This is a genomic window from Streptomyces sp. NBC_00086 (genome assembly GCF_026343255.1).
Lineage (GTDB): Bacteria > Actinomycetota > Actinomycetes > Streptomycetales > Streptomycetaceae > Streptomyces.
Map to the genome: position 1 here is coordinate 2,284,120 of NZ_JAPELZ010000001.1, position 25,133 is coordinate 2,309,252.

General features: G+C 71.5%; 21 protein-coding genes. 5 read left to right on the plus strand and 16 right to left on the minus strand.

What is annotated here, in order from left to right; all coding sequences use genetic code 11:
• Nucleotides 1–252: 252 nt before the first annotated feature.
• Nucleotides 253–1,752, minus strand: a complete 1,500-nt coding sequence (locus OG276_RS09915; protein WP_266912661.1) for a hypothetical protein — start codon at nucleotides 1,750–1,752, stop codon at nucleotides 253–255.
• A gap of 425 nt (nucleotides 1,753–2,177) precedes the next feature.
• Between OG276_RS09915 and OG276_RS09920 the strand changes: the two genes are divergently transcribed.
• Nucleotides 2,178–2,849 carry a bifunctional DNA primase/polymerase gene (locus OG276_RS09920; RefSeq protein WP_266904090.1) on the plus strand — a complete coding sequence of 224 codons (672 nt, stop codon included), beginning with the start codon at nucleotides 2,178–2,180 and terminating at the stop codon, nucleotides 2,847–2,849.
• A gap of 109 nt (nucleotides 2,850–2,958) precedes the next feature.
• Here the strand turns inward: OG276_RS09920 and ftsY are convergent, their stop codons facing one another.
• Nucleotides 2,959–4,173 carry a signal recognition particle-docking protein FtsY gene (ftsY, locus tag OG276_RS09925; protein ID WP_266904091.1) on the minus strand — a complete coding sequence of 405 codons (1,215 nt, stop codon included), beginning with the start codon at nucleotides 4,171–4,173 and terminating at the stop codon, nucleotides 2,959–2,961.
• A 149-nt stretch (nucleotides 4,174–4,322) separates the two neighbouring features.
• Here ftsY and OG276_RS09930 point away from each other — a divergent pair, with 149 nt between their 5' ends.
• Both OG276_RS09930 and OG276_RS09935 read left to right on the plus strand, forming a co-directional pair.
• Nucleotides 4,323–5,771: a cytosine permease gene (locus OG276_RS09930; protein WP_266904092.1), complete on the plus strand. Its 1,449-nt coding sequence runs from the start codon at nucleotides 4,323–4,325 to the stop codon at nucleotides 5,769–5,771.
• A 63-nt stretch (nucleotides 5,772–5,834) separates the two neighbouring features.
• A complete protein-coding gene (locus OG276_RS09935) occupies nucleotides 5,835–6,821 on the plus strand; it encodes an LLM class flavin-dependent oxidoreductase (RefSeq protein WP_266904093.1) in 987 nt (328 codons plus the stop codon).
• A 49-nt stretch (nucleotides 6,822–6,870) separates the two neighbouring features.
• Here OG276_RS09935 and OG276_RS09940 read toward each other — a convergent pair whose 3' ends face one another.
• From OG276_RS09940 to OG276_RS09955, 4 genes are all read right to left on the minus strand, one after another.
• Nucleotides 6,871–8,304, minus strand: a complete 1,434-nt coding sequence (locus tag OG276_RS09940; RefSeq protein WP_266904094.1) for a sugar porter family MFS transporter — start codon at nucleotides 8,302–8,304, stop codon at nucleotides 6,871–6,873.
• Nucleotides 8,305–8,447: 143 nt separating this feature from the next.
• Nucleotides 8,448–12,422, minus strand: a complete 3,975-nt coding sequence (locus OG276_RS09945) for a chromosome segregation SMC family protein (RefSeq protein ID WP_266904095.1) — start codon at nucleotides 12,420–12,422, stop codon at nucleotides 8,448–8,450.
• A 217-nt stretch (nucleotides 12,423–12,639) separates the two neighbouring features.
• Nucleotides 12,640–12,855 (minus strand): hypothetical protein, encoded by a 216-nt coding sequence (locus tag OG276_RS09950; RefSeq protein ID WP_030227372.1) that lies wholly within the window; start codon nucleotides 12,853–12,855, stop codon nucleotides 12,640–12,642.
• Between the two features lie 366 nt (nucleotides 12,856–13,221).
• A complete protein-coding gene (locus OG276_RS09955) occupies nucleotides 13,222–13,503 on the minus strand; it encodes an acylphosphatase (protein WP_266904096.1) in 282 nt (93 codons plus the stop codon).
• Nucleotides 13,504–13,665: 162 nt separating this feature from the next.
• Here OG276_RS09955 and OG276_RS09960 point away from each other — a divergent pair, with 162 nt between their 5' ends.
• Complete coding sequence (locus tag OG276_RS09960) at nucleotides 13,666–14,517, plus strand: CAP domain-containing protein (RefSeq protein WP_266904097.1); 852 nt, start codon at nucleotides 13,666–13,668, stop codon at nucleotides 14,515–14,517.
• Nucleotides 14,518–14,665: 148 nt separating this feature from the next.
• On the opposite strand, the gene OG276_RS09965 is transcribed toward OG276_RS09960, so the two are convergent.
• Nucleotides 14,666–15,271: a flavodoxin family protein gene (locus OG276_RS09965; protein WP_266904098.1), complete on the minus strand. Its 606-nt coding sequence runs from the start codon at nucleotides 15,269–15,271 to the stop codon at nucleotides 14,666–14,668.
• A 131-nt stretch (nucleotides 15,272–15,402) separates the two neighbouring features.
• On the opposite strand from OG276_RS09965, the gene OG276_RS09970 reads away from it, so the two are divergent.
• Nucleotides 15,403–15,852, plus strand: a complete 450-nt coding sequence (locus OG276_RS09970; protein ID WP_266904099.1) for a helix-turn-helix domain-containing protein — start codon at nucleotides 15,403–15,405, stop codon at nucleotides 15,850–15,852.
• Here the strand turns inward: OG276_RS09970 and mutM are convergent.
• From mutM to OG276_RS10015, 9 genes are all read right to left on the minus strand, one after another.
• Nucleotides 15,807–16,676 (minus strand): bifunctional DNA-formamidopyrimidine glycosylase/DNA-(apurinic or apyrimidinic site) lyase, encoded by an 870-nt coding sequence (gene mutM / locus OG276_RS09975; protein WP_266904100.1) that lies wholly within the window; start codon nucleotides 16,674–16,676, stop codon nucleotides 15,807–15,809. The two genes, OG276_RS09970 and mutM, sit on opposite strands and share 46 nt — an antisense overlap.
• Nucleotides 16,677–16,879: 203 nt before the next feature.
• Nucleotides 16,880–17,725 carry a ribonuclease III gene (rnc, locus tag OG276_RS09980; RefSeq protein WP_266904101.1) on the minus strand — a complete coding sequence of 282 codons (846 nt, stop codon included), beginning with the start codon at nucleotides 17,723–17,725 and terminating at the stop codon, nucleotides 16,880–16,882.
• A 19-nt stretch (nucleotides 17,726–17,744) separates the two neighbouring features.
• Nucleotides 17,745–17,918: a 50S ribosomal protein L32 gene (gene rpmF, locus OG276_RS09985; RefSeq protein ID WP_003965982.1), complete on the minus strand. Its 174-nt coding sequence runs from the start codon at nucleotides 17,916–17,918 to the stop codon at nucleotides 17,745–17,747.
• A 2-nt stretch (nucleotides 17,919–17,920) separates the two neighbouring features.
• Nucleotides 17,921–18,586 carry a DUF177 domain-containing protein gene (locus OG276_RS09990; RefSeq protein WP_266904102.1) on the minus strand — a complete coding sequence of 222 codons (666 nt, stop codon included), beginning with the start codon at nucleotides 18,584–18,586 and terminating at the stop codon, nucleotides 17,921–17,923.
• A 132-nt stretch (nucleotides 18,587–18,718) separates the two neighbouring features.
• Nucleotides 18,719–19,768 (minus strand): DivIVA domain-containing protein, encoded by a 1,050-nt coding sequence (locus tag OG276_RS09995; RefSeq protein ID WP_266904103.1) that lies wholly within the window; start codon nucleotides 19,766–19,768, stop codon nucleotides 18,719–18,721.
• A 118-nt stretch (nucleotides 19,769–19,886) separates the two neighbouring features.
• Nucleotides 19,887–20,366, minus strand: a complete 480-nt coding sequence (gene coaD / locus OG276_RS10000; protein WP_266912663.1) for a pantetheine-phosphate adenylyltransferase — start codon at nucleotides 20,364–20,366, stop codon at nucleotides 19,887–19,889.
• 29 nt (nucleotides 20,367–20,395) lie between these two features.
• Nucleotides 20,396–20,974, minus strand: a complete 579-nt coding sequence (rsmD, locus tag OG276_RS10005; protein WP_266904104.1) for a 16S rRNA (guanine(966)-N(2))-methyltransferase RsmD — start codon at nucleotides 20,972–20,974, stop codon at nucleotides 20,396–20,398.
• Between the two features lie 62 nt (nucleotides 20,975–21,036).
• Nucleotides 21,037–23,265 carry an ATP-dependent DNA helicase RecG gene (recG, locus tag OG276_RS10010; RefSeq protein WP_266904105.1) on the minus strand — a complete coding sequence of 743 codons (2,229 nt, stop codon included), beginning with the start codon at nucleotides 23,263–23,265 and terminating at the stop codon, nucleotides 21,037–21,039.
• 26 nt (nucleotides 23,266–23,291) lie between these two features.
• Nucleotides 23,292–24,935, minus strand: coding sequence for a DAK2 domain-containing protein (locus OG276_RS10015; RefSeq protein ID WP_266904106.1), 1,644 nt, complete (start codon nucleotides 24,933–24,935; stop codon nucleotides 23,292–23,294).
• Nucleotides 24,936–25,133: the final 198 nt, after the last annotated feature.

Genomic DNA, 25,133 nt, shown 5'->3' on the forward strand with positions numbered 1-25,133 from the left:
TGTTCCGGCCCGGGGGCTGGCCGGTTATTGGCCCTGAGATTCGCGCAGGCCGGTTTCCGGCGGCGCCGCTGGGTGTTTCGCGTCGATGACGAAGAGGTCCGGCGTGTTACGCCTCCATGAACGAGTGGTTCATGGAGGCGCCGGTGGAAAACCCGGCCGCGGCGATGACCCGGGGAACCTGGCTGGGGGAGCCTGATCGGGCTTCACGGGGTGACTGCCGCGGCCGGGGGCCTGGGGGCGGCCGGGTGGCCGTCAGACGGCCTCCGCGGCCTCGGGGAGGCGGGAGGCGAGGTGGTCGGTCAGCCGCACCACGTCGGCGACGTCGCCGTACTCACGCGCGGCGGTGTCGACGGTCTTGCGCAGCCGGGTGTTGACCCGTTCGGACCGCACCTTTCCCGCCACGTCGAGGGCGCGGCCGACGAGGACGGTGGCCTGCTCGGGCTCGCGCTGGAGCAGGTGCACGGTGGCCATGCCGATGAGGTTGAGGGCGTAGGAGCGCTGGTGCTCCTCGTCCTTCTCGAAGAGCTCGACGGCGCGCCCCATGATCGGCTCGGCGAGGGAGGCGTACATGGGGCTGCGGCCCGCGACGTAGGCCAGGTCCCGGTAGGAGTGGGAGTTCTCGCCGTTGAGCTCGGCCTCGGAGAAGAAGCGGATCCAGTCGGGCTCGGGCTCGGCGTCGAAGCCGACGTCGGAGAAGGTGTCCTCGGCCATCCGCACGGCCCGCTTGCAGCGGCTGGGCTGGCCCATGTTGGCGTAGGCGCGGGCCTCCATCGCATACAGCATGGCCTGGGTACGGGGCCCCGCGCAGTCGCGGCTGCCGTACTGGGCCAGGTGGATCAGCTCCAGGGCGTCCTCGGGGCGGCCCAGGTGGATCATCTGGCGGCTCATGCTGGAGAGGATGTACGAGCCCAGGGGCTTGTCCCCGCCCTCCTTCGCGGCGTGCAGCGCGAGGACGAAGTACTTCTGCGCGGTGGGGTGCAGGCCTATGTCGTAGCTCATCCAGCCGGCGAGTTCGGCGAGCTCGGCGGCGACCTTGAAGAGCCGCTTCATGACCGGGGCCGGGTGGTTCTCCTGGAGCAGGTCGGTGACCTCGTGGAGCTGGCCCACGACGGCCTTGCGGCGCAGTCCGCCGCCGCACTGGGCGTCCCACTGGCGGAACATCACGGTGGTGGCTTCGAGGAGGTCCACCTCGGGTTCGGAGAGCCGGGGCGGCCGGTGGCCGCTCAGGGCGCCCGCCGGCCCCGCCTCCCGGGGTCCCGGGTCGGCGGCCGGAACCGGTACGAGCCAGCGCTGCATGGGCTCGATGAGGGCGGGACCGGCGGACAGGGCGAGCGAGGTCCCGAGGAAGCCGCGGCGGGCCAGCATCAGGTCGCTGCGGGAGAACTCGCCGAGCAGCTCGATGGTCTGCGGGCCGGCCCAGGGCAGGTCGACGCCGGAGACCGAGGGGGTCTGGTGGGCGGTGCGCAGGCCGAGGTGCTCGATGGCGACGACGGATCCGAAGCGCTCGGAGAAGAGCTCGGACAGGATCCTCGGGACGGGCTCGCGGGGCTGTTCGCCGTCGAGCCAGCGGCGGACCCGGGAGGTGTCGGTGCTGATGTGGTGGGCGCCCATCTGGCGGGCGCGGCGGTTGACCTGGCGGGCGAGCTCGCCCTTGGACCAGCCGCTGCGGACGAACCACGACGTCAGCTGCTCGTTGCGGACGGTGGCGTCCTGCGGGGAGTCCGATGCGGCATCTGTGTCCCGGTCCGGCATGCCGGACGACGACACGTCGGACTCCGCACTCGTTCCGCTTGCGCCGTTGCCGCTCACTGGAACGCCCCCATCCGTCAGTCTCTTCAACACGAAACCCAGTCGGGAAACGATCTTCACAGGTCCTTCACGCCATGCCTCCGGCATACCCGCGAACCCGTCTTCCTTCGCGCTTCGTGCACCGAAAGTAATCCTACGATCACCCCTCCGGCGAGGTCGATCCCGGAAACGCCACCATTCGCCACCCCTTCGAATGAACTCGCCACCCGCCAGGCGCGATTCACTTGACACGAAGGCGGAACCGATCGGTTGGACAGGAGCGCGCCGGGGCGCGCGCGGCGAGGAGTGCGCCGGGCATCCCGGCAGCCAACGCAACCAGCCGATGTCGTAACCACCGGCACGTCCGACCCGTTGGAGGGGGCATGGGCATGGGCTTCACGATCGGCGGCAGCCGCGGCACCAAGGAGTTCCGTTCCGGCGCTCGGCGCCGCGGCCGGACGTCGGAGTGCACGACGGTGGCGGAGTACACCGGACTCTGGGGCTGGGACGTGGTCCCCGGCGCCCGGGCCGCGGGGCCCTCCCGCGACTGTTCCTGCGGTCATACGAGTTGTGGTGCGCCGGGGGCGCATCCGCTGGCCCTCGCTCCGACCGTCCCGGCCGGCGCCACCCTCGACGAGGTCACCGAGACCTGGAGCGGGTACCCGGGCGCCGCGGTACTGCTCCCCGTCGGCCGCTCCTTCGACGTCATCGAGGTGGCCGAGGAGGCCGGGCGGCGGGCGCTGGTCCGGCTGGAGCGGATGGGCCTGCCGCTCGGCCCGGTGACCGCGACCCCGGACGGCCGGGCCCGGTTCTTCGTCGCCCCGGGGGCGGCGGCCGGGCTGCCGCAGCTGCTGTACCGGATGGGCTGGGACGACGCCGGTCTCGATCTGCGCGCGCTGGGCCAGGGCTCCTACGTCACCGCCCCGCCCTCGGACTTCGCGGGCCTCGGCCCGGTGAGCTGGATGCGTCCGCCGGCTCTGGACTCGGCCGGGGATCCCCCGCAGGCCCGCCTCCTGCTGGGCACCCTCGCCTACCTCTGCCACCGGCTGCGCCGCGCCTAGCTCCGCACCTGGCTCCGCCCGTGCACCTGCCCGCGGCCCCGCCCATGGCAATGCCCCCGGGTCCTGGGGACCTCGGGGGCACTGGCCGGCGTAGGAGCGTCGGGCGCGGTCAGTCGCCGATCAGGGCGTCGACGAAGGCCTCCGGCTCGAAGGGCGCCAGGTCGTCCGCGCCCTCGCCGAGGCCGACGAGCTTGACCGGGACGCCGAGCTCGCGCTGGACGGCGATGACGATGCCGCCCTTGGCGGTGCCGTCGAGCTTGGTCAGCACGATGCCGGTGATGTCCACGACCTCCGCGAAGACCCGGGCCTGGGTCAGGCCGTTCTGCCCGGTGGTGGCGTCCAGGACCAGCAGGATCTCGTCGAGCGGACCGTGCTTCTCCACGACGCGCTTGACCTTGCCGAGCTCGTCCATCAGGCCGGTCTTGGTGTGCAGGCGGCCCGCCGTGTCGATGAGCACCACGTCGGCGCCCTGGGCGATGCCCTCCTTGACCGCGTCGTAGGCGATCGAGGCCGGGTCACCACCCTCGGGTCCGCGCACGGTGCGCGCCCCGACCCGGTCGCCCCAGGTCTGGAGCTGGTCGGCGGCGGCGGCGCGGAAGGTGTCCGCCGCGCCGAGCACGACGCTGCGGCCGTCGGCGACGAGCACGCGGGCGAGCTTGCCGGTGGTGGTGGTCTTGCCGGTGCCGTTCACGCCGACGACCATGATGACGGCGGGGGTGTCCACGCCGCTCTCGGTTTTCACGGCGCGGTCGAAGTCGGTACCGAGGAGCGCGACCAGCTCCTCCTTCAGCAGGGCGCGCAGATCGGCGGGGGTGCGGGTGCCGAGCACCTTGACCCGCTCGCGGAGCCGGTCCACCAGTTCCTGGGTCGGAGCGACACCGACGTCGGCGATGAGGAGGGTCTCCTCGATCTCCTCCCAGGTGTCCTCGTCGAGGTGCTCGCGGGAGAGCAGCGTGAGCAGTCCCTTGCCGAGCGTGTTCTGCGACCGGGCGAGGCGGGCGCGCAGCCGGACCAGGCGGCCGGCGGTGGGCTCGGGCACCTCGATCTCGGGCGCGGCCGGAACCTCGGCGACGGGGGCTTCGGGCTCCGCGACCGGGGCCTCGGCCTCGGGCAGCACGACCTCTTCGATCGTGCGGCGCGGCTCTTCCGCCGTCGGTGCGGCGTCCTCCCCCACCTGCGGCTCGGCGGGCGGGGCAGTGATGGTCGGCGTGCTGGGCGGGGCCGTGGGGGGCAGCTGCTTCTTCTTGCGGCTGCTGACCACGAGCCCGCTGATCGCACCGACCGCGACCAGGGCGATGACTACGGCAAGGATGAGGATTTCCATAACCAGCCCAGTATCGGCCACGCGCACCCCGGGGCGGGGACCCTGGAGGTTCATACCGGGCCGTAAGCCTCTGTTTGTGGTTTTTGCGGCAAATCTACGATGATGAGCAGCCCCCCATCACACCCCCGCCTCCCCCACGGAGTACACCTATGCCTGCCGAGACCGCCGTCGAGTCGCGCGGCCTGGAGCCCGTCCCGGACGCCGAGCGCCGCGGCCGGGTCCGCGAGCTCGTCCCGACCTGGGTCGCCGCCAACATCAGCGTGCTGCTGCTGACCATGGGCGCCGGTCTCGTCATCTTCAACAAGCTGAACATCTGGCAGGTGCTCGTCGTCGCGATCGCCGCGCCCGTGGTCTCCTACGGGCTCGTGGGGCTCATATCCATCGCGGGCAAGCGCGGCGGCTCCCCCGGCATGGCGCTCTCCCGGGCCGTCTTCGGCCAGCGCGGGAACCTCTTCCCCGGCGCCCTGATCTGGGTCGCCCGGTGGGGCTGGGAGACCATCAACGCGGTCAGCGGCGCCTACGCCGTCCTGACCGTCCTCGACCTGGTCTTCGGAGTGAAGAAGAACACCACCCTGATCGTCGTCACCCTGCTCTTCTTCGTCGGCTGCACCTTCCTGGTCTCCGGCCTCGGCATCAACGCGCTGCGCGTCTGCTCCAAGTGGTCCACGTACCTCTTCGGCGCGTTCAGCGTGCTCGTGCTGGGCTACCTGATCGCCGAGACCGACTGGTCCGCCGTCTTCGCCAAGCCCGCCGGCTCCACCGCGATGATGATCGCGGGCATCGGCACCATCGCGGCCGGCGGCATCAGCTGGGTTCCCTCCGGCCCGGACTTCACCCGCTACCTTCCCCGTACCGCCTCCGCCCGGGGCATGGTCGGCGCGACCATCAGCGGCGCGGCCGTCGTCGTGATCCCGATGGTGCTCATGGGCGCGGTGATGGCCGTCGCCACCCCCGACCTGGCCACGGCGCAGGACCCGGTGTCCTTCATCGGCGAACTGCTGCCGACTTGGATCGCGGTCCCGTACCTGCTGATCGCGCTCGTCGGCATGCTGCTCATCAACTCGATGTCCATGTACTCGGCGGGCTTCACCGCCCAGACCCTCGGCATCAAGGTCCCGCGTGCGGCGGCGGTCAGCGTCAACGCCGTCATCAGCCTGGTCTTCGGCTTCCTGCTGATGGTGGTCGCCACCAGCTTCTTCGGTTCGTTCATCTCCTTCCTGACCCTGCTGGCCGTGGCCTTCTCCGCCTGGATCGGCGTCTTCGGCGTGGACATGCTGCGCCGCCCCTCCTACGACGGGGCCGCGCTGCTGGACACCACGCGGAGCAGCGCCTACTGGTACCGGGGCGGTTTCGCCTGGCAGGCCATGACCGCCTGGGGCCTGGCCCTGGCGGTGGGCCTGCTGTTCACGAAGGTCGACTGGTTCAGCGGCCCGCTGGCCACCACCTGGATCGGGCAGAACGGCCTGGGCTGGGCGGCGGGCATCGTCACCTCGGCCGTGCTGTACGCGGTCCTGCCGCGCACGCCGGCGACTCCGGCGGCTCCGGCTCCGCAGGCCCCGGCGGACGAGCGGGTCCCCGCCGGATCCCTGTCCAACTGACGCCACGTCAGCTAACGTCCCCCTTCGCCCGCCCACCCACCTCCGGCGAAGGGGGACTTCTCCATGCCCATCACCGTGGCCCGGTTCAACCTCATCGACCCGAACGGCACTCCGGAAACCCTCTCCGCCCGCTACAAGGCCGCGCTGGAGATGGCGAAGTACGCGGACGACCGCGGGATCGACACCATCCAGACCGAGGAGCACCACGGCACCGACAACAACTGGCTGCCCTCCCCCTTCGCCTTCGCGGGCGCGGTCTTCGGCGCCACCCGCCGGATCGCGGTCACCGTCTCGGCGATCATCGGCCCGCTGTACGACCCGCTGAAGGTCGCCGAGGACATCGCCGTACTGGACCTGCTCAGCGGCGGCCGCCTCGTCACGGTGGCCGGCATCGGCTACCGGCCCGAGGAGTACGAGCAGCACGGCGTGGAGTGGGGCCGGCGCGGCAAGCTCCAGGACGAGCTGCTGGAGACCCTGCTCAAGGCCTGGACCGGCGAGCCGTTCGAGTTCCGCGGCCGTACCGTACGGGTCACCCCGCGGCCCTTCACCCAGCCGCACCCGCTGCTCCTGGTCGGCGGCAGCTCGGAGGCGGCGGCCCGCCGGGCGGCCCGCCTGGGGCTGCCGTTCTTCCCGAGCGCGCACCTGCCCGAGCTGGAGGCGTACTACCACGCGAAGCTCGCGGAGTACGGCACGGAGGGCTTCTGCATGATGCCGGCGGCCGAGACCCCGCTGCTGCACATCGCGGAGGACCCGGACCGGGCGTGGGACCAGTACGGCGAGCGGTTCCTGCACGAGGCCGGGATGTACGCCTCCTGGCAGTCCAAGGACATCCGCAGCGCCGTACGGTCGGGTGCGCACACGGTGGAGGAGCTGCGCGCCGAGGGCGTGTACCGCATCCTGACCCCGGACGAGGCGGTCGCGTACGCCCGCGGCGCCGGCGAGGCCGGGAACCTGGTGCTGCACCCGCTGTGCGGCGGGATGCCCGTGGACGAGGGCTGGCGGAGCCTGCAGCTCCTGTGCGAACAGGTGCTGCCCCGCCTCAAGGACTGAGACGGGGCAGTACCCGCTGCGGGAGGAGAGGGGCTGTTGGCGGGGTCGGTCAGCCCATCTCCTCCAACGCCTTGCCCTTGGTCTCCGGCACCCACTTGAGGATGAACGGGATCGAGAGCACGGCGAAGACCGCGTAGATGACGTACGCCCCGGACAGGTTCCAGTCCGAGAGCGTCGGGAACGAGACGGTGATGACCCAGTTGGCGATCCACTGGGCGGCGGCCGCCACGCCGAGGGCCGCGGCGCGGATGCGGCCCGGGAACATCTCGCCGAGCAGGACCCAGACCACCACGCCCCAGGACAGGGCGAAGAAGAGCACGAAGCAGTTGGCCGCGATGAGGGCCACGAGCCCCTGGGCGTGCGGGAGGGCGATGTCGCCACCGCTGGTGTCCTTGTAGGAGAAGGCCCACGCGGCGAGCGCGAGGGAGATCGCCATGCCCACGGACCCGATGAGCGCGAGGGGCTTGCGGCCGATGCGGTCCACGAAGACCATCGCGATCACCGTACCGATGATGTTCACGACGGAGGTCTCGAAGGAGTACAGGAACGAGGAGCTCGGGTCGATGCCGACCGACTGCCACAGCGAGGAGCTGTAGTAGAAGATCACGTTGATGCCGACGAGCTGCTGGAAGACGGAGAGGCCGATGCCGATCCAGACGATCGGCAGGAAGCCGAAGCGGCCGCCGAGGAGGTCCTTGAAGGTGGACTTCTGCTCCGAATGGATGGCGCTGTCGATCTCGCGGACGCGGGCGTCGGCGTCGATGCCCTCGCCCTCGACCTCGCGCAGGACCGTCTTGGCCTTCTCCATGCGGCCCGCCGAGACGAGGAAGCGCGGGGACTCGGGAATGGCGAAGGAGAGCAGGCCGTAGAGCACGGCCGGGACGACCATGACGCCGAGCATCCACTGCCAGGCTTCCAGGCCGCCGATCTTTCCGCGCTGGTCGCCGCCCGCGAGGTTGAGGATCCCCCAGTTGACGAGCTGGGAAATGGCGATTCCGATGACGATCGCGGCCTGCTGGAACGAGGCGAGCCGGCCGCGGTAGGCGGGCGGGGAGACCTCGGCGATGTAGGCCGGGCCGATCACCGAAGCCATGCCGATGCCGAAGCCGCCGATGACCCGCCAGAGCGCCAGGTCCCAAAGGGCGAACGGCAGGGCGGAGCCGATGGCACTGGCCGTGAAGAGGACGGCGGCGATCTGCATGCAGCGGATGCGGCCGATCCGGTCGGCGATCCGGCCGGCGGTGGCCGCGCCGAGGGCGCAGCCGATCAGCGCGGCCGCGATCACCTGGGCGAGCGTGCCGGAACCGACGTCGAAGCGGTCGCGGATGGCCTCGACGGCGCCGTTGATGACGGAGCTGTCGTAGCCGAAGAGGAATCCGCCCATCGCGGCGGCCGCGGTGATGAAGATGACGTGCCCGAGGTGGTCGGGCTGCGATACGTGGCCGCCGCCTGAGGCCTGGGGCGGCGTCGTCCTGCTGCTCAAGGTGCGCTCCTGCGTGCCGGCTGTGGTGACGGGCTGAGGGTGTGATCCCTCCCAGTGGCACACAGGTCAAGATCGGGCACCACCCGGAGGGGCCATCGGAGCGCACGTGCCCCGCATCGGCGCGGCCACACCCGGCCGGCCCGTCAGCGGAGGCGCTGGCTGATGACCTTCGAGACGCCGTCGCCCTGCATCGAGACCCCGTAGAGCGCGTCGGCGACCTCCATCGTCCGCTTCTGGTGCGTGATCACGATCAGCTGCGAGCTCTCCTGCAGCTCCTCCATGATCCGGATCAGCCGCTGGAGGTTGGTGTCGTCGAGGGCGGCCTCGACCTCGTCCATCACGTAGAACGGGCTGGGCCGCGCCTTGAAGATGGAGACCAGCAGGGCCACGGCGGTCAGCGAGCGCTCACCGCCCGAGAGCAGCGACAGCCGCTTGACCTTCTTGCCCGGCGGCCGGGCCTCGACGTCGACGCCCGTGGTCAGCATGTTGTCCGGATCCGTCAGGATCAGCCGGCCCTCGCCGCCGGGGAACAACCGCGAGAAGACCCCCTCGAACTGGCGGGCCGTATCGCGGTAGGCCTCCGTGAAGACCTCCTCGACCCGCTGGTCTACCTCCTTCACGACCTGAAGGAGGTCGGCTCTGGTCTTGCGCAGGTCCTCCAGCTGCTCGCTGAGGAACTTGTGCCGCTCCTCCAGCGCCGCGAACTCCTCCAGCGCCAGCGGGTTGACCTTGCCGAGCTGCTGGTAGGCCCGCTCGGCCGCCTTCAGCCGCTTCTCCTGCCGGGCGCGTACGAAGGGCTCCGGCCCGGCGTCGGGATCCGGGGCCTCCCCGTCCGCGGACGGGCTCGGCGGCACCGGCTGGTCGGGCCCGTACTCGGCGACCAGCCCCGCGGCCGCCATCCCGAACTCCTCCAGCGCACGGCTCTCCACCTGCTCGATCCGCATGCGCTTCTCGGCGCCGAGCACCTCGCCGCGGTGCACGGAGTCCGTGAGCTTGTCGAGCTCGCCCTTCAGGCCGCGGCCCAGTCCCCGGGCCTCGTCGAGCTCGCGCTCGCGCACGCCCTTCGCGTACTCGGCCGACGTGCGCTCCCCCACGGCGCGGGTCAGCGACACCTCGATGTGGGCGAGCAGCTGGCGGGCTCCGGCGGAGACGGCCGCGGCCACCTTCGCCTCGTACCGCAGCCGTTCCCGGCGGCGTTCGGCCCTGGCCCGGGCCTCCCGCTCGGCCCTGGCCCCGCGGTCGAGGGAATCGGCCCGGCCGGCGAGCCCCTTGACCCGCTCCTCATGGGTCCTGAGCTGCAGCCGGGCCTCCATCTCGGTCTGCCGTGCGTTCGCCCCGTCGGCCGCGAGCCGGTCCCTGCGCGAGGTGTCCGGCTCCTCTTCCGCGGGCATCTCCTCGGCGACGGCGAGCCGTTCCGCGCACTCCTCTACGTCGGCCAGCGCCTGCTCCAGCGCATCCTGCGCCGTGGCTGCGGCCGCGGCGGCGCGCTCGGCTTCGCCCAGCGCCCCCTTCGCCTGCCCGGCGAGCCGGCCGAGCTGCTGCGCGACCCCGGCCCGGGCCCGCTCGGCGGCCCGCCGGAGCTCCCCGAGCTCCTCGACCCGGGCCCCGGCCGCCACCCGGCGCGCATCCGCGGACTCCTTCTCGCCCGCCAGCACCAGACACCGGCCGTCCAGCCGTGCCAGCTCCGCCGCCGCCTCGTCGACGGCGGCCTGCACTTCGATCAGGCTCGGCACCCCGGCGGACCCGCCGTGCGCGAGGTGCGCCCCGAGCACGTCCCCTTCACCGGTCACGGCCACGAGTTCGGGCCGCGCGGCAACCAGCGCCTCGGCCTCATCGAGCCCCCCGACCACCACGAAGTCCCGCAACACCCACGCCACGGCCCGCACCACTTCGGCGTCCCCCTGCACGAGCCCCCCGGCAGCAACGGCACGCACGAAGTCCCCACCAACCACGGAGACCGACCCCACCCCAGCCACCCCAGCCACCACTTGAGGCACGGGGCCCGGCACACCCAACCCCGCCGCCACCTGAGGCACGGGGCCCGGCAAATTCAGCCCCGCCGGCGTTTGAGGCGCGGGGTCTGGGGCGGAGCCCCAGTTTCGGGAAGGGGCGGGGTGGGGGAAAACCGCCCCCGCCGCAACCCCACCGGCAGCCCCAACCCCGGAAACCCGCTCCAGGCCCACGGGGCCCACGCCGGCCCCCGGGCCCGAGTCCGGGGCCTGGGCCTGGGCCGGGGCCGGGGCCGGGGCCGACGCCGGATCCGGGGCCTGCCCCGGGACTCCCGCTCCGCCCCCAACCACCGAACCGCCGGAGGCCACCGCCTGCCCCGGGACTCCCGCCCCACCCCCAACCACCGAACCGCCGGAGGCCACCGCGCCGGGAGCAATCAGGAACGCGGCCCTCCCCGCCTCCCCGTCCCGCAGGTACCGAATCGCCCCGGCCGCCGCCGCCGTGGACGTGACGGCCACCGCGTCCGCCACCGCACCCAGCGCCGCCGCCACGGCGACCTCGTACCCCGGGGTCACGGACAACCGCTGCGCCGCCGGACCCAGCAGCCCCTCCAGCCGCGCGGCGAGCAGCTCCGCCGTACCGTCCTTGCGGCGCAGCCCCATCGCCAGGGCATCCCGTCGCGCCGACACCGCCGCCTTCGAACGCTCCGCCGCCGCCAACGCGTCCCGGGCCTCCCCGAGTCCGGCCTCCGCCGCCGCCAGCTCGGCCCGCGCCGCCTCGTACTCCCCCGGCCCCGAAGCGGAACCGGAAGCATCAGCCGCCCCCGGGGACCCCGGGGACTCCTCCTCCCCGACCTCCCGCGCCAGCGCCTCGTACTCCTCGCGCGCCTCTTCCGCCCGCGCCCGCGCCCCGTCCCGCGCCACGACCAGCCGGTCGATCTCCGCCTGGGCCGCGCCCGCGCGGGAGCGGGCCGCGCCCAGCCGGCCCGTCAGCCGGGCCAGCGCCTCGCGCCGGTCGGCGATGGCCCGCGCCACGTCCCGTAGCCGCCGTTCCTCGTCGGCCAGCGAGCGCTCCAGCTCGGCCCGGTGGGCGACCGTGTCCTCCAGGGCCCGCGCGGCGGCCTCCAGCGCGGCCGTCAGTTCCGCCTCCTGCTCGCGGATCCGGGCGGCCTCCTTCTCCATGTCCTGCGGATCCCGGCCGTGGCGCTCGTCCTCGGCCGGCGCCGAAGCGGAGGTGACCCGGGCGTCCGCCAGCGACACCGTCCCGCGCACCCGTTCGGCGAGCTGCGACAGCTCGTACCAGGTCTGCTGCGCCCGCTGGAGCCGTGGCGCGAGTTCGCGTACGGCCTCCTCCAGTTCGGATTCCCGCCGCACCGCCGCCGCGAGCTGCGCCTCGGCCGCCTCCTTGCGCTCCTTCAGGGCCGCCTCGTCCGCGATCTCCGCGTCGAGCGCGCCCTTGAGCGTCACGAGGTCGTCGGCGAGCAGCCGCAGCCGCGCGTCCCGCAGGTCCGCCTGGATCACCGCCGCGCGCCGGGCCACGGCCGCCTGCCGGCCCAGGGGCTTGAGCTGGCGCTGCAGCTCGTTGCCCAGGTCCTGCACGCGCGCGAGGTTGGCCTGCATCGCGTCGAGCTTGCGCAGCGCCTTCTCCTTGCGCTTGCGGTGCTTGAGCACTCCGGCGGCCTCCTCGATGAAGGCGCGGCGGCCCATCGGATCGGCGTGCAGTACGGAGTCCAGCTGGCCCTGTCCGACGATGACGTGCATCTCGCGGCCGATGCCGGAGTCGGAGAGCAGTTCCTGGATGTCGAGGAGGCGGCAGGTGTCACCGTTGATCTGGTACTCGCTGCTGCCGCCGCGGAACATGATCCGCGTGATGGTGACCTCGGCGTACTCGATGGGCAGCGCGCCGTCGGAGTTGTCGATGGTGAGCGAGACCTCGGCGCGGCCGAGCGGCGGGCGGCCGGTCGTGCCGGCGAAGATGACGTCTTCCATCTTCCCGCCGCGCAGGGACTTGGCCCCTTGTTCGCCCATGACCCAGGAGAGCGCGTCCACCACATTGGACTTGCCGGAGCCGTTGGGGCCCACGACACAGGTGATGCCCGGCTCGAAGCGCAGGGTGGTTGCGGAGGCGAAGGATTTGAAGCCACGCAGGGTCAGGGACTTGAGGTGCACGCCGCCGGACTCTACCTTTCACGTTCGGTTTCGCCCATGAAGGTGCAGGGCAGATCAGACGTTAAAGGAATGGGCCCCCACCTGGCGCAACGCCGCCTGACGGCCGCGTCCGCAGGTGGGAAAGGCGGCATGGAGCGGAACGGAAAGAAAGAAGGGACGCCGAAGCGTCCCTTGCAGATCATGCGGTTCTGTTGATCGAGCGACGAGGGAGCGCGGATCAGGTGAGCGCAGGCTCCGCCTGGGGTACGTCGAGGTCGATGCTGTCAAGCAGCGAGTCTCCGTGCTGTGCGGCGGCCGCGTTCAGAGCGTCGTTTTCGGACTGAATTCGTCCGAGCTCGGACTCGAGGTCCTGGACGCGCTGCTGAAGCCGTCGCATCTCGGCGAGGAGTCGCGGGTCGGAACCGCCGACGTAACCGAGAAGCGCCTTTGCCATGATGGATGGTCCTCCACACTGAGTGACCGACCGAAGCGGTGTGGGTCGTGAGGGAATCGCACCCGCGGATGTCCGGCAGCGACTGTCAGTCACTGCATCGATCTTTGGCTGACACTGTGTACTGCCAGCACTGCCAAACAGCTCAGGTGCGCGGGGCTTCCAGCGTCTCACCAAAAAGTTTGACGGTCAACACGATCACGCCCCGTATCGGCGGGCATCCCGGCCCCCGCAAGGGGCGTGGAGATCATCCTCGTCTCCGAGCCTTCCACGGATCGGCCGCCCCGGCAACGCGTCGGCGACGAATGCGCAGTTCCGACCGCATGCGAACCATCCGGCGATGTGTTCAGTACATGATCAGTCGATCGCTCACCGGATCGCGAACCCGTCGTAGCCGCCGCGCGGTGTGCCCCAGATCTCTGTCACCCCGTCCACGTTCCCGGGCGTGTCGGCGCCGTGCAGCCACGCCAGGAGCCGGTGGCAATTCTCACGTTGACCTTCGGCCACCACCTGTACTCGCCCGTCGTCCAGGTTGAGGGCGAAGCCGGCCAGTCCGCCGATCTCCATGGCGTTGGCCCTGGTGAACCAGCGGAAGCCCACTCCCTGTACACGGCCGCGCACCCAGGCGGTCATGCGCACATCTTCATTCATGCCTGAACGCTAACCGGGCAAACATTTCCGGGTCACCTCACCCCCTGTCGCCATGGCGTACAGTCGCGCAGCAATGAGCTCACCCATTTGGGTGAGTAAAGGTTGATCTTGAACCGCTGATCCCGCAGTGCTGATCTCAAACCCCCAGGAAGGTGAGCCGCGATGGGACGCCACCGACTCCACGCCGCGCCGCGCCCCGGCGGCAAGCGCCGCGCCGCCCTGCGAGGCGGTCTGCTCGGCGCATCCGTGGCCGTCGTCCTCGGCACGGCAGCCGTCACGACGGGCGTCGTCCCGGTCGGATCCTCCTTCCCCTACGTAGGGGTCACGACCGCGGGCTCCGACGCGAAGACCGCGGAGGCGAAGGCCAAGGCCTCGCCGAGCCCCGAGAGCGCGTTGCAGCAGCAGGGCGGCCTCGCCAACCTGTCCGGCCGGGCTTCCGCGGGAGCGAGCACCCCTTCCTCCTCCCCCACCCCCTCCGCCTCGCCGTCCCCGTCGGCCACCCCTTCCCCGTCTCCCTCCAAGGAGCCGTCGAAGACCCCGGAGGCGAGCCCCACCCCGACCCCGGTGAAGCCGAAGCCTTCCACGCCGAAGCCTTCCGCCCCCGCGGCCCCGGCGGCCCCGCCCACCTCCGCCGGCCACTCCGCCGAGGAGTCGGCCGTACTCACCCTGGTGAACCAGGAGCGCGCACAGGCCGGGTGCGGTCCGGTCCGGGCGAACCCGCCGCTGGCGGGGCTGGCCGGAGCCTTCAGCAAGGACATGGCCGTCCGTGGCTTCTTCGACCACACGGACCCCGACGGCAACAGCCCGTGGGACCGCGCCACCAAGGCGGGCATATCGGGGATGGGCGGCGAGAACATCGCCCGAGGCCAGGGCGACGCGGCGGCCGTGATGAAGGCCTGGATGAACAGCCCGGGCCACAAGGCCAACATCCTCAACTGCGAGTTCCGCACCCTGGGCGTCGGCGTGTACAACGCCGCCGGCGGCCCCTGGTGGACCCAGGACTTCGGCTTCTAGCAGCAGCTTCCGGCAGCACAACGGGCGGGGGCACGGTCGCGCGCGGCGGATATCGCCGCGCCCGACCGTGCCCCCGCCCGTTTCTCCGTACCGCGCCCCTGCCGGACGGTCAGCGCCCGGCAGGGCCGTACGTCAGACCATCAGCCCCTCAGACCGAGGCCAGGGCGGCGCGGCCGGCGAGCAGGACACGGGTCTGCTCGGTGACGCGGCCGCCGAGGTGCTCGGCGGTGGCGATGTCGGCCTTGTGGACGAACTCGGGACCCTGGTCACCGTTGGACTGGGCGGCGGCGCCGTCGAAGAAGCCGAGGCGGTTGAGGTCGTTCTCGGAACCGGTGCTGGAGTTCCAGCCCGGCTTCAGGCCCAGGTTGACCCAGCTCATGCCGTGCTGGGAGGCCAGCGTCTGGAAGTAGTCGAGGGTGTTGCCCTTGTCGCCGGACTTGGACCCGGAGTTGGTGAAGCCCGCGGCGACCTTGTCCTGCCAGCCGCCCGCGAACCAGATCTTCGAGCTGGCCTCGGCGAAGACGTGGAAGGCGCCGGAGGCGGTGCCCATGTAGGTCGGAGAGCCGAAGACGATCGCGTCGGACGCGGTCAGGAGCTCCCACTTCGCTTCATCGATCTCGTCGACCTTGATCATGTGCACGGTGGCACCGGCGTCGAGGGCGCCGGCCTTGACGGCCTCGGCGATCACGGCGGTGTGGCCGTAGCCGGAGTGGTAGGCGATCGAGATGACGGGGGTGAAGGTGGTTGCAGACAAGGCGGGTCTCCCTCGGAAAACACCGTGGGGGGTCACGGCGTTGCGCGGTGTGTTAACTACCTCGAGGAAAGCACTAACTTTTTGAAAGCGCAACCTGGATGGCTGGCGCTGCGCAGTAGTAGGCTGAAATCATGCAGACTCCAGGGTGTGGCGAGGCCGGGGACGACGGCACGCCCGAACAGGCCTCCGACTCCTTCGGTGCTTTCGATGTGTTCGCTCGCACGTGCCCCTCCCGCGAAACGCTGGAACACGTCACGGGTCGCTGGGGCAGCCTCACGGTCGGTGCCCTGTCCAAGGGGCCGTGCCGGTTCAACGAGCTGCGCCGCCGCGTGGACGGTATCAGCGAGAAAATGCTCTCCCAGACGCTGCACGCGCTGGAACGCGACGGCATAGTCAACCGGGAGGCCCAGCCGACCAACCCGCCCCGCGTCGACTACGAGCTCACCCCGTTCGGCGCGGAGGTCGCGCAGCGCGTGGACGCGCTCATCGGGCTGCTGGAGGGCAGCATGCCCGCGGTGCTTTCTTCCAGGTCCGCCTACGACGCCACGCGCGAAGGCCGCTGGCAGCGCGGGCAGAAGTAGCTCGACCGGTTCATCCAGGGCCGGCGCCTCATCGGGGTGCCGCAGCGGCGGCAGGGCTCGTCCTCCCGCCCGTAGGCATCGAGCGAACGATCGAAGTAGCCGGACTCGCCGTTGACGTTGACGTAGAGGCTGTCGAAGCTGGTGCCGCCCACGGCGAGGGCCTCGTTCATGACGTCCCGGACGTGGCCGAGGAGTTCCGTGCTCCGGGGGCGCGTGAGCGTGGCGGTGGGGCGCTCGTAGTGCAGCTTGGCGCGCCAGAGCGATTCGTCCGCGTAGATGTTGCCGACCCCGCTGATCAGCGACTGGTCGAGCAGCGCCCGCTTCACCGTGGTGCGCTTGGCCCGCAGCGCCAGGTGGTAGGCCGCCTCGTCGAAGAGCGGGTCCAGGGGATCGCGCGCGATGTGCGTGATGACGTCGGGCAGCCCGTCCTCGCTGTCGGGGACACAGGGGTGCAGCGACAGTCCGCCGAAGGTCCGCTGGTCCACGAAGCGCAGCTCGGTCCCGGCGTCGTCCCCGAACCGCACCCGGATGCGCAGGTGCTTCTCGTCGGGCGCCCCCTCGGGCTGCACGAGGAGCTGCCCGCTCATCCCGAGGTGCCCGAGCACGGAGTGTTCGCGCTCCTCCAGCGGCAGCCACAGGTACTTGCCGCGCCGCTGCGGCACCCCGAAGGTCTCCCCCGTGAGCCGCGCCGCGAAATCGGCGCCGCCGCCCTCGTGTCGCCGTACGGCCCGCGGGTGCAGGACCTCGACGGCCGTGACGGTCCGCCCGGCCACCCAGCGTTCCAGCCCGCGCCGCACCACTTCGACCTCGGGCAGCTCGGGCACGGTGTTCCTCCGGAGGGTTCGGATCGGGCTCTCTCCCGCGAGCGTACCGACTGCCCCTGCGGGGCTCGTCCCCCACCCGCCCTTCCCCGGGCCCTGCCCGGACACCCCCTGGAACCCCGGCGGGGCCGATCGCGTCCGGAAACGGGTCCGCCCCGCCACCTGCCGGAGCAGGGGGCGGGGCGGGGAGTTCCCGGAAGAACGGTTCAGGCGTTCGGCGCCGGGTCGGCGGGGGTCGTCGCCCCGTCGGCCTCGTCCGGAGCCTCGGCCTCGGTCGCGGCCGGAGCCTGGACCTCGGCCGGAGCGGCGCCGGACACGGAGCCCGCAGCGGTACTGATACCGCGCCACGCGGACTCGGCGGCCTGCTGTTCCGCTTCCTTCTTGCTGCGTCCGACACCGGAACCGTAGGAGGTCCCACCGACGCGCGCGGCGGCGGTGAAGGTCTTCTCATGGTCCGGGCCGGTCTCGGTGACCAGGTATTCGGGAACGCCCAGACCCTCGGCCGCCGTGAGTTCCTGGAGACTGGTCTTCCAGTCCAGGCCGGCACCGAGGTTCGAGGACTTCTCGATGAGCGGATCGAAGAGCCGGTGAACCAGCTCCGAGGCCGCGTCGAGGCCCTGGTCGAGGTAGACCGCGCCGATCACCGCTTCAAGGGTGTCGGCGAGGATGGAGGCCTTGTCCCGGCCACCCGTACCCTCTTCGCCCCGGCCGAGCCGGATGAAGGAGCCGAGTTGGAGGCCGCGGCTGACCTCCGCCAGTGCACGCGAGTTGACTACCGCGGCCCGCAGTTTGGCCAGTTGGCCTTCCGGCAGGTCGGGGTGGGTCGTGTACAGCGTGTCCGTGACCACCAGGCCCAGCACGGAGTCCCCGAGGAACTCCAGCCGTTCGTTGGTGGGCAGACCGCCGTTCTCGTACGCGTACGAGCGGTGGGTCAGCGCACGCACCAGAAGGGCGGACTCGAGTCGATACCCGAGCCGCCCTTCCAGAAGCACGTGGGACGAGGCCGCGTTGTTACTGACTGCCTGCTTCTCAGCGTTGGACAGCTCAGACATTGCGCCTCTCACCAGCCGCTCAGACCTCGAGGACCTGGCGCTTGTTGTAGGTGCCGCAGCTCGGGCACGCAATGTGCTGGAGCTTCGGCTCCTGGCAACGCTCACACGAAACCAGGGTGGGGACCGCAGCCTTCCACTGCGACCGGCGGTGGCGCGTGTTGCTGCGCGACATCTTCCGCTTCGGAACAGCCACGGCTACTTCTCCTGCTTCTCGGCGGCGCTCTGAACTCCGTCGGAGGCAGTGCCGCTCATATTGTCCTTCTCGACGCCCTGATCGGTGACGAGTCCCTGCAATGCCGCCCAACGGATGTCGACGGCGTCATGGTGGTGGTCCGGGTCGTCGTTCAGGCTGAGCCCGCAATCGGGGCACAGTCCGAGACAGTCCTCCCGGCACACCGGCTGCAGCGGCAGTGCAAGCACCACCACGTCGCGCAGCACGGATTCGAGGTCGAACAAACCGTCCTCGAGAAAGAGCGTGTCCTCGTCGTCCTCGGCGTCGTCGGCCGGCTCCGCCTTGGAGCGGATCCGGTCGTCGGCGTCAGGGTACGAGAACATCTCCTGGAAGTCCGCCTTGAGCTCACACTCGACGGCCTCCAGACACCTTACGCATTCCCCGGTTGCCGAGCCACGGGCGGTGCCTGTGACAAGCACCCCTTCCATGACCGACTCCAGGCGGAGCTTGAGGTTCAGCCGACTGCCTTCCGGCACTCCGATGACTCCGGCGAGACCGAGGTCCGCCGGCGCCGCGATCTCACGGGACAGCCGCAGCATGGCACCAGGACGCCGACCCAGCTCGTGCGTGTCGAACACGAGGGGGTTGCGGTGGTCGAGGTGGGTGTTCAGGGCTGTTCCCGCTTTCACAAAATCACTGGAGACTGCTGAAGATCAAGATTTCCGCCACTCAAGGGCAGCATGGATCGCGGTGCATACGCGCGACCGAAGAGCCAGGATACCCGCCGCTTCGCTCTGAGCCCAATCCAGGTCCGGAAGCGATCAGCGGCCCTGCTCGTACTGGCGCAGCTGGTCCAGATTGATCATGCTCGTGTCGAAGAAGCTGGTCTCGTCGAGCGCGGCCTGCTGGTCGTGCGTGCCCTGCTGGGGCTGCTGGTAGCCGCCGTACGGGTCGGGCTGCTGCTGCTCGTACGAGACGGCGTACGGGTCGGGCTGCTGCTGGACCTGCTGGTAGCCGGCGTAGGGGTCCTGGTACGCGTAGGCGTCCTGCTGGACGGGCTGGTGGACCGGCTGCTGGTAGGCGTAGGCGTCGTACGCCGGCTGCGGCTCCGGCTGGGCCTGTGCGGGGATCAGCGGCGCCTGCGGCTCGGCCAGCCCCGCCAGGAAGTCCGCGTCGCTGGAGGAGCGCGACTGCTGGTGCCCCGCCGCGTCCTGGGCGGCCATGTGCACGCCGAGGTCGTCGGTGGCCACGCGGCCGAGCAGCTTCTGCCGGCCCCGGCCGACGGCCTCCAGGGTCTTGGAGAGCACCGCTTCGAAGGTGGCCAGCTTGGTGTCCACGTAGTCGTCGGCCTGCCGGCGCTGCGTCTCCGGGTCGTGGCTGCGCTCGGGCGCCTCGGCGTCCGGGTAGCCCTGGTCGTCCAGGCCGGGCCCGCGGCCGAGCAGCTTCTCGCGGCCCCGGTCCACCGAGCCGATGGTCTTGGTGAGCACGACCTCGAAGTTCGCGAGCTTGCTGTCGACGTAGTCGTCGGCCTCGGCCTTGACCTCGTCCGCCTCCCGGCGGGCCTCCGCCAGGATCCGGTCCGCCTCGTCCTGGGAGCGCCGCGCGACCTCGGTGTCGGAGATCAGCGAACCGCGCTGGGCGTGCGCCGACTCGATGATCCGGTCGGCTTCGCGCCGGGCCTCCTCGACCATCTGCTCCCGGCCGCCGATGAGCTCCTGGGCCTGTGCGAGCGAGCCCGGCAGGGCTGCCCGTACCTCTTCCAGCTGGGCGAGCAGCTCCGCGCGGTTGATCACGCACGAGGCCGACATGGGCATGGACCGGGCGCTGCCGACGGCCGCGACGATCTCGTCGAGCTTCTTCTGCACGTCCATGGGTGCTCGCACTCTCTCGGCCCCGGGCGGTTCCCGAGACGGACGGGACGACTGTAAGGCCACCGGCCCGGGAGCCGACACCGGCTGACTTCGGGTCAGGGGGCGCCGGCGGCCGGGCTCAGCGCCGGGGCAGGCGCTCCAGCAGCGCCGCGTGCACGTGTGCGGGCAGCAGGTGGGCCACGTCCCCGCCCCAGGCCGCCACTTCCTTGACCAGGGAGGAGGACAGGAAGCTGTAGGTGGGGTTGGTCGGGACGAAGAGCGTCTCGACGCCCGACAGGCCCATGTTCATCTGGGCCATCTGCAGCTCGTAGTCGAAGTCGCTGACGGCGCGCAGGCCCTTGACGATGGCCGGGATCTCGCGCTGCTTGCAGTAGTCGACGAGGAGCCCGTGGAAGGACTCGACCACGATGTTCCCGTAGCCGGCGGTCGCCTCGCGGATCAGCTCGATCCGCTCCTCGACGGTGAAGAGCCCCTGCTTGGACTGGTTGATCATCACGGCGACGTGGACCACGTCGTAGAGCCGCGAGGCCCTGCCGATGATGTCGAGGTGTCCGTTGGTGATGGGGTCGAACGACCCCGGACAGACGGCGCGGCGCAACTGCATTCCCTCGTTCCCGGGTGCGGGCTTCATGACTCTTCGCTGATGGAGGCGGCGCGACCGTACCAAAGGGTGCCCTCGCCGTACTTCCTGGAGCGCAGCGGCTCGAAGCCGTCCGGCCACGGGAAGGCCCCGCTGCGGGTCCTGCGCTCCACGGTGACGAGCGCGTCGTCGGTGAGCCAGCCATTGGACCGGAGTGTGAGGAGGATCTCGCAGAGGTCGGCGTGCTCCACCTCGTACGGCGGGTCCAGGAAGACCACGTCGTACGGCTCCCCGTGCGCGGCGCCGGCCGCGATCTGCTCGGCCTTGCCGGACCGGAATTCGGCGCCGGGCAGGCCGACCGACTTGATGTTGTCCTTGATCGCCTTGGCGGCCTTGGCGTCGGGCTCGACCAGCAGCGCGTGGTCCGCGCCGCGGGAGAGCGCCTCCAGGCCGACGGCGCCGGAACCGGCGTAGAGGTCGAGGACGCGGGCCCCCTCGACTCCGTGCAGCGACTCCAAGGTGGAGAAGAGACCCTCGCGCATCCGGTCCGAGGTGGGGCGGGTGCCGGTGCCGGGCGGTACGGCGAGGCGTCGCCCGCCGGCGCTTCCGGCGATCACGCGGGTCATCTGGGGTCCTTCGGTGGGCGGGGCGGAGGATGGTGCAGGGCTTCAACGATAGGTCGTGCCCGTCACCCCTTCTCCAGGTACTGCTCGCGCTCGGTGTCCAGCAGGGCGTCCAGGGCGGTCCGCAGCCCCGGCAGCTCCGTGAGCTCGGGGTCCGCGGCGACCACGCGGGTGGCCTCCTCCCGGGCCTGGGTGATGACCTCCTCGTCCTCGATGACCGCGAGCATCCGCAGCGAGGAGCGCACTCCGGACTGGGCCTGGCCGAGCACGTCGCCCTCGCGGCGCTGCTCCAGGTCGATGCGGGAGAGCTCGAAGCCGTCCAGGGTGGCGGCGACGGCCGCGAGCCGGGCCCGGGCGGGGCTGGCCTCGTGCATCTCGCTGACCAGCAGGCACAGTCCCGGGGCGGAGCCGCGGCCGACGCGGCCGCGGAGCTGGTGGAGCTGGGAGACGCCGAAGCGGTCCGCGTCCATGATCACCATGACGGTGGAGTTCGGGACGTTCACCCCGACCTCGATGACGGTGGTGGCGACCAGCACCTTGACCTCGCCCGCGGTGAAGCGGCGCATGACGTCGTCCTTGTCGGCGGGGTCCATCCGCCCGTGCAGCACCTCGACGGACAGTCCCGCGAGCGGGCCCCGGGTGAGCTGCTCGGCGATCTCCAGCACCGCGAGCGGGGGCCGCCGGTCGCCGTCGTCCTCGGCCGCCTTCTTCTTGGCGCCCTTCGCTCCCTTGGCGCCCTTGCCGTTCTCGTCCTCCCCGTCGCCGATGCGCGGGCAGACCACGTACGCCTGGTGGCCGTTCTCCACTTCCTCGCGGACCCGCTCCCAGGCCCGGGCCAGGAAGTGCGGCTTGTCCTTGGCCGGCACCACGTGCGTGGCGATCGGGGAGCGGCCGGCGGGGAGCTGGTCCAGTACGGAGGTCTCCAGATCGCCGAAGACGGTCATGGCGACCGTGCGCGGGATCGGGGTGGCCGTCATGACGAGCAGGTGCGGGGGCTGCTTGCCCTTGGAGCGCAGGGCGTCGCGCTGTTCCACGCCGAAGCGGTGCTGTTCGTCGACGACGACCAGGCCGAGGTCGTGGAACTGCACCTTGTCCTCGATCAGGGCGTGCGTGCCGATGACGAGCCCGGCCTCCCCGGTGATCAGGTCGAGCAGCGCCTGACGGCGGGCGGGCATCCCCATCGAGCCGGTGAGCAGCACCACCTTGGTGCCCCGGTCGGAGCCGCCGAGCATGCCGCCCTCGGCGAGCTCGCCCATCATCTCGGTGATGGACCGGTGGTGCTGCTGCGCGAGCACCTCGGTGGGGGCCAGCATGGCGGCCTGCCCGCCGGAGTCGACGACGGCGAGCATGGCCCGCAGCGCGACCATCGTCTTCCCGCTTCCGACTTCGCCCTGGAGGAGGCGGTGCATGGGGTGGTCGGTGGCGAGGTCGTCGAAGATCTCCTTGGAGACGGTCCGCTGGCCTTCGGTGAGGGTGAAGGGGAGCTTGGCGTCGAAGGATTCGAGGAGGCCGCCGGGGGTGGGACGCCGGGGTACGGCCGGGAGCTGGGAGTCGGCGTGCCGGCGGCGGGCCAGGGCGACCTGGAGGACGAAGGCCTCGTCCCATTTGAGGCGGCCGCGGGCGTCCTCGATGTCGGCCTTGGTGACCGGGCGGTGGATCTTCAGCAGGGCCTCGGTGAGCGGGACCAGTCCGCGGTCCTCGCGCAGGGCCGGCGGCAGCGGGTCGACGACCTCCTGGGCCGTGGGGAGCACCGCGTCCAGGCACTTGGCGATCTTCCAGGACTCCAGCTTGGCGCAGGCCGGGTAGATCGGGATGAGCTGGCTCGCGAAGGCGGCGGCCGCGTCCCGGTCGGAGGCGTCCTCGCCGAGCGGCTCGTAGGCGGGGTGGGCGAGCTGGAGCTTGTGGTTGAACATGCCGACCTTGCCCGCGAACATCGCGCGGCTGCCGGGCAGCAGTTCCTTGTGCGGTTTGTGGACGCCGGAGCCGAAGAAGACGAGCTGGAGCCGTCCGCTGCCGTCGGTGATGGTGACTTCGAGGCGCTTCCCGCCGCCCCGGCTGCCCTGGTACGTCAGCAGCCGCGCGTCGGCGACCTGCGCGACCACCGTGACGTGTTCGTCGATCTGGTCGGCGAGTTCGGCCAGCGAGGTCAGCTCGCCGCGCTCCGCGTACCGCCGGGGGTAGTGGTGGAGCAGGTCCAGGGCCGTGTGCAGGCCGAGCTGCTCGGCCAGCACCTTCGCGGTGGCGGGGCCGAGGGTCTTCTTGAGGTCTTCGTCGAGCGCGGGCACGTGTTCCATTGCACACCATCGCGCCGACAACCCGGCTATTCCACCCCGATGAGCAGCGGCGCCGACCAGCGGCCGCCCTGATAGGTGACGGTGTCCACGGCGAGGTGGCCGTGCTGGACGTACGCCTCCAGGCGCTCGGCCAGCTCGTCCGGAACCTCGGGGCCCAGGACCAGGGTGACGAGTTCGCCGCCGGATCCGAGCATGCGGGCCAGGACGGCCTCGGCGGTTTCGGCCAGGCCCGTGCCGATGACGGCGATGTCGCCGTCGATGAGCCCGAGCACGTCGCCGGCCTGGCAGATGCCGGCCGAGGTGAAGGACTGCCGTTCGGCGATGGCGAGTTCGCCGTAGCGGGTGGCTCCGGCGGCCGCCGTCATGGCGACCACGTCCTCGTCGAAGGTGCCGTCCGGGTCGTGCACGGCGAGCGCGGCCAGGCCCTGGACCTCGGAGCGGGTGGGGATCACGGCGACCCGTACGCCTTCGGTGCGCGCCTGCTGGGCGGCGGCCGCCGCGACCGCGCGCAGTTCGGCGCCGTTCGGGAGCAGGACGACCTCGCGGGCGTGCGCCTCGCGGATGGCGTCGGCCAGTTCGGCGATGGCCGGCGGTTCTCCGGGCCGGGCGAGCAGGGTGGTGGCGCCCGCCTCTCCGCACAGCCCGGCCAGCCCCTCGCCCTGGACCACGGCGACGACCGCGCGCTGGGAGCGTTCGCCGCGGGCCCGGCGGCGTTCGTCGCCGAAGTGCGTGATGCGGATCCGGTACGGCCGCCCGGCGTCCACCCCGGCCTCCACGGCCGCGCCGGGGTCGTCGACGTGGACGTGGACGTTCCAGAGCCCGTCGCCGCCGACCACCACGAGGGAGTCGCCGAGGGCGTCGAGCCGGTTGCGCAGCCGGTCGACTTCGGTCTCGGCGGCCTCCAGCAGGTAGATCACCTCGTAGGCGGGTCCGCCGTGCTCCTCGGGGCAGGGCTCCTGCGGCCTCGGGACGGGCACGGCCCGGCCGCGTACCGGCTCGGGGGCCGGCTCCCGCCCGGACAGCGCCTGCCACAGGGCCCCGAGTACGGCGACCAGTCCGCAGCCCCCGGCGTCGACCACTCCGGCCCGGCCCAGTACGGCCAGTTGCCCCGGGGTTTCGGCGAGGGCCGCGCGGGCTCCGTCGTAGGCGGCCCCGGCCACGTCGGCTGCGGTCCCGGCGGCGCGGGCGGCGGTCTCGGCGGCTTGGGCGGCGGCGGTGGCGACGGTGAGCATGGTGCCCTCCACCGGGTGCGCGACGGCCCGGTACGCCTCCTCGGCGGCCCGGGTCAGCGCCTGCGCGAGCAGCCGTGCGGGATCGCGTCCGGCGTTCTCGTCGCCGAGTACGTCGGCCACTCCGCGCAGCAGCTGCGCGAGGATCGTCCCGGAGTTGCCCCGGGCGCCTATCAGGGCGCCGTGCGCGAAGGCCCGGACGGCCTCGGGGAGGGAGGTCGCCGCTGTGCCGTCCGTCACTGCGTCGAGGAGGTCCCCGAGCTCGCGGTCGGCCGATTCGGCGGTCAGGTAGAGGTTGGTGCCGGTGTCCGCGTCGGCGACGGGATAGACGTTGATCGCGTCGATGTCCTCGCGGGCGCGGCCCAGTGCGGCCAGGGCCAGCGAGCTCCAGGTGCGTACCGCTTCGGCGTTCAGGGGGTACGGCTGAGGCTGGTGCGCCACCGGGCGTTCCTCCTTGTGCGGGCCAGGGTTCACCGCAGGGTAACGAAGGACTGCCGGGCGGGCGGGACCCCGGGGCGGGGGCGGCCGTGGACATGGTAGTTTTCTTGGACCGAGGCAGTCGTTGTATGCTGCTCCGGTTGCCCGATGAGAGTCGGGCCATTCCCCCCGGCAAACCACTTCAGATCTCTGATACCGGTG

Coding starts and splice junctions, on each gene's coding strand:
- OG276_RS09930 (WP_266904092.1), top strand. CDS start 4,323: ATGCCTGCCGAGACCGCCGTCGAGTCGCGCGGCCTGGAGCCCGTCCCG.
- OG276_RS09935 (WP_266904093.1), top strand. CDS start 5,835: ATGCCCATCACCGTGGCCCGGTTCAACCTCATCGACCCGAACGGCACT.
- OG276_RS09995 (WP_266904103.1), bottom strand. CDS start 19,768: ATGGACGTGCAGAAGAAGCTCGACGAGATCGTCGCGGCCGTCGGCAGC.
- OG276_RS09950 (WP_030227372.1), bottom strand. CDS start 12,855: ATGGCAAAGGCGCTTCTCGGTTACGTCGGCGGTTCCGACCCGCGACTC.
- OG276_RS09915 (WP_266912661.1), bottom strand. CDS start 1,752: ATGCCGGACCGGGACACAGATGCCGCATCGGACTCCCCGCAGGACGCC.
- recG (WP_266904105.1), bottom strand. CDS start 23,265: ATGGAACACGTGCCCGCGCTCGACGAAGACCTCAAGAAGACCCTCGGC.
- rnc (WP_266904101.1), bottom strand. CDS start 17,725: ATGTCTGAGCTGTCCAACGCTGAGAAGCAGGCAGTCAGTAACAACGCG.
- rsmD (WP_266904104.1), bottom strand. CDS start 20,974: ATGACCCGCGTGATCGCCGGAAGCGCCGGCGGGCGACGCCTCGCCGTA.
- OG276_RS09970 (WP_266904099.1), top strand. CDS start 15,403: ATGCAGACTCCAGGGTGTGGCGAGGCCGGGGACGACGGCACGCCCGAA.
- OG276_RS09955 (WP_266904096.1), bottom strand. CDS start 13,503: ATGAATGAAGATGTGCGCATGACCGCCTGGGTGCGCGGCCGTGTACAG.
- OG276_RS09960 (WP_266904097.1), top strand. CDS start 13,666: ATGGGACGCCACCGACTCCACGCCGCGCCGCGCCCCGGCGGCAAGCGC.
- ftsY (WP_266904091.1), bottom strand. CDS start 4,173: ATGGAAATCCTCATCCTTGCCGTAGTCATCGCCCTGGTCGCGGTCGGT.
- OG276_RS09920 (WP_266904090.1), top strand. CDS start 2,178: ATGGGCTTCACGATCGGCGGCAGCCGCGGCACCAAGGAGTTCCGTTCC.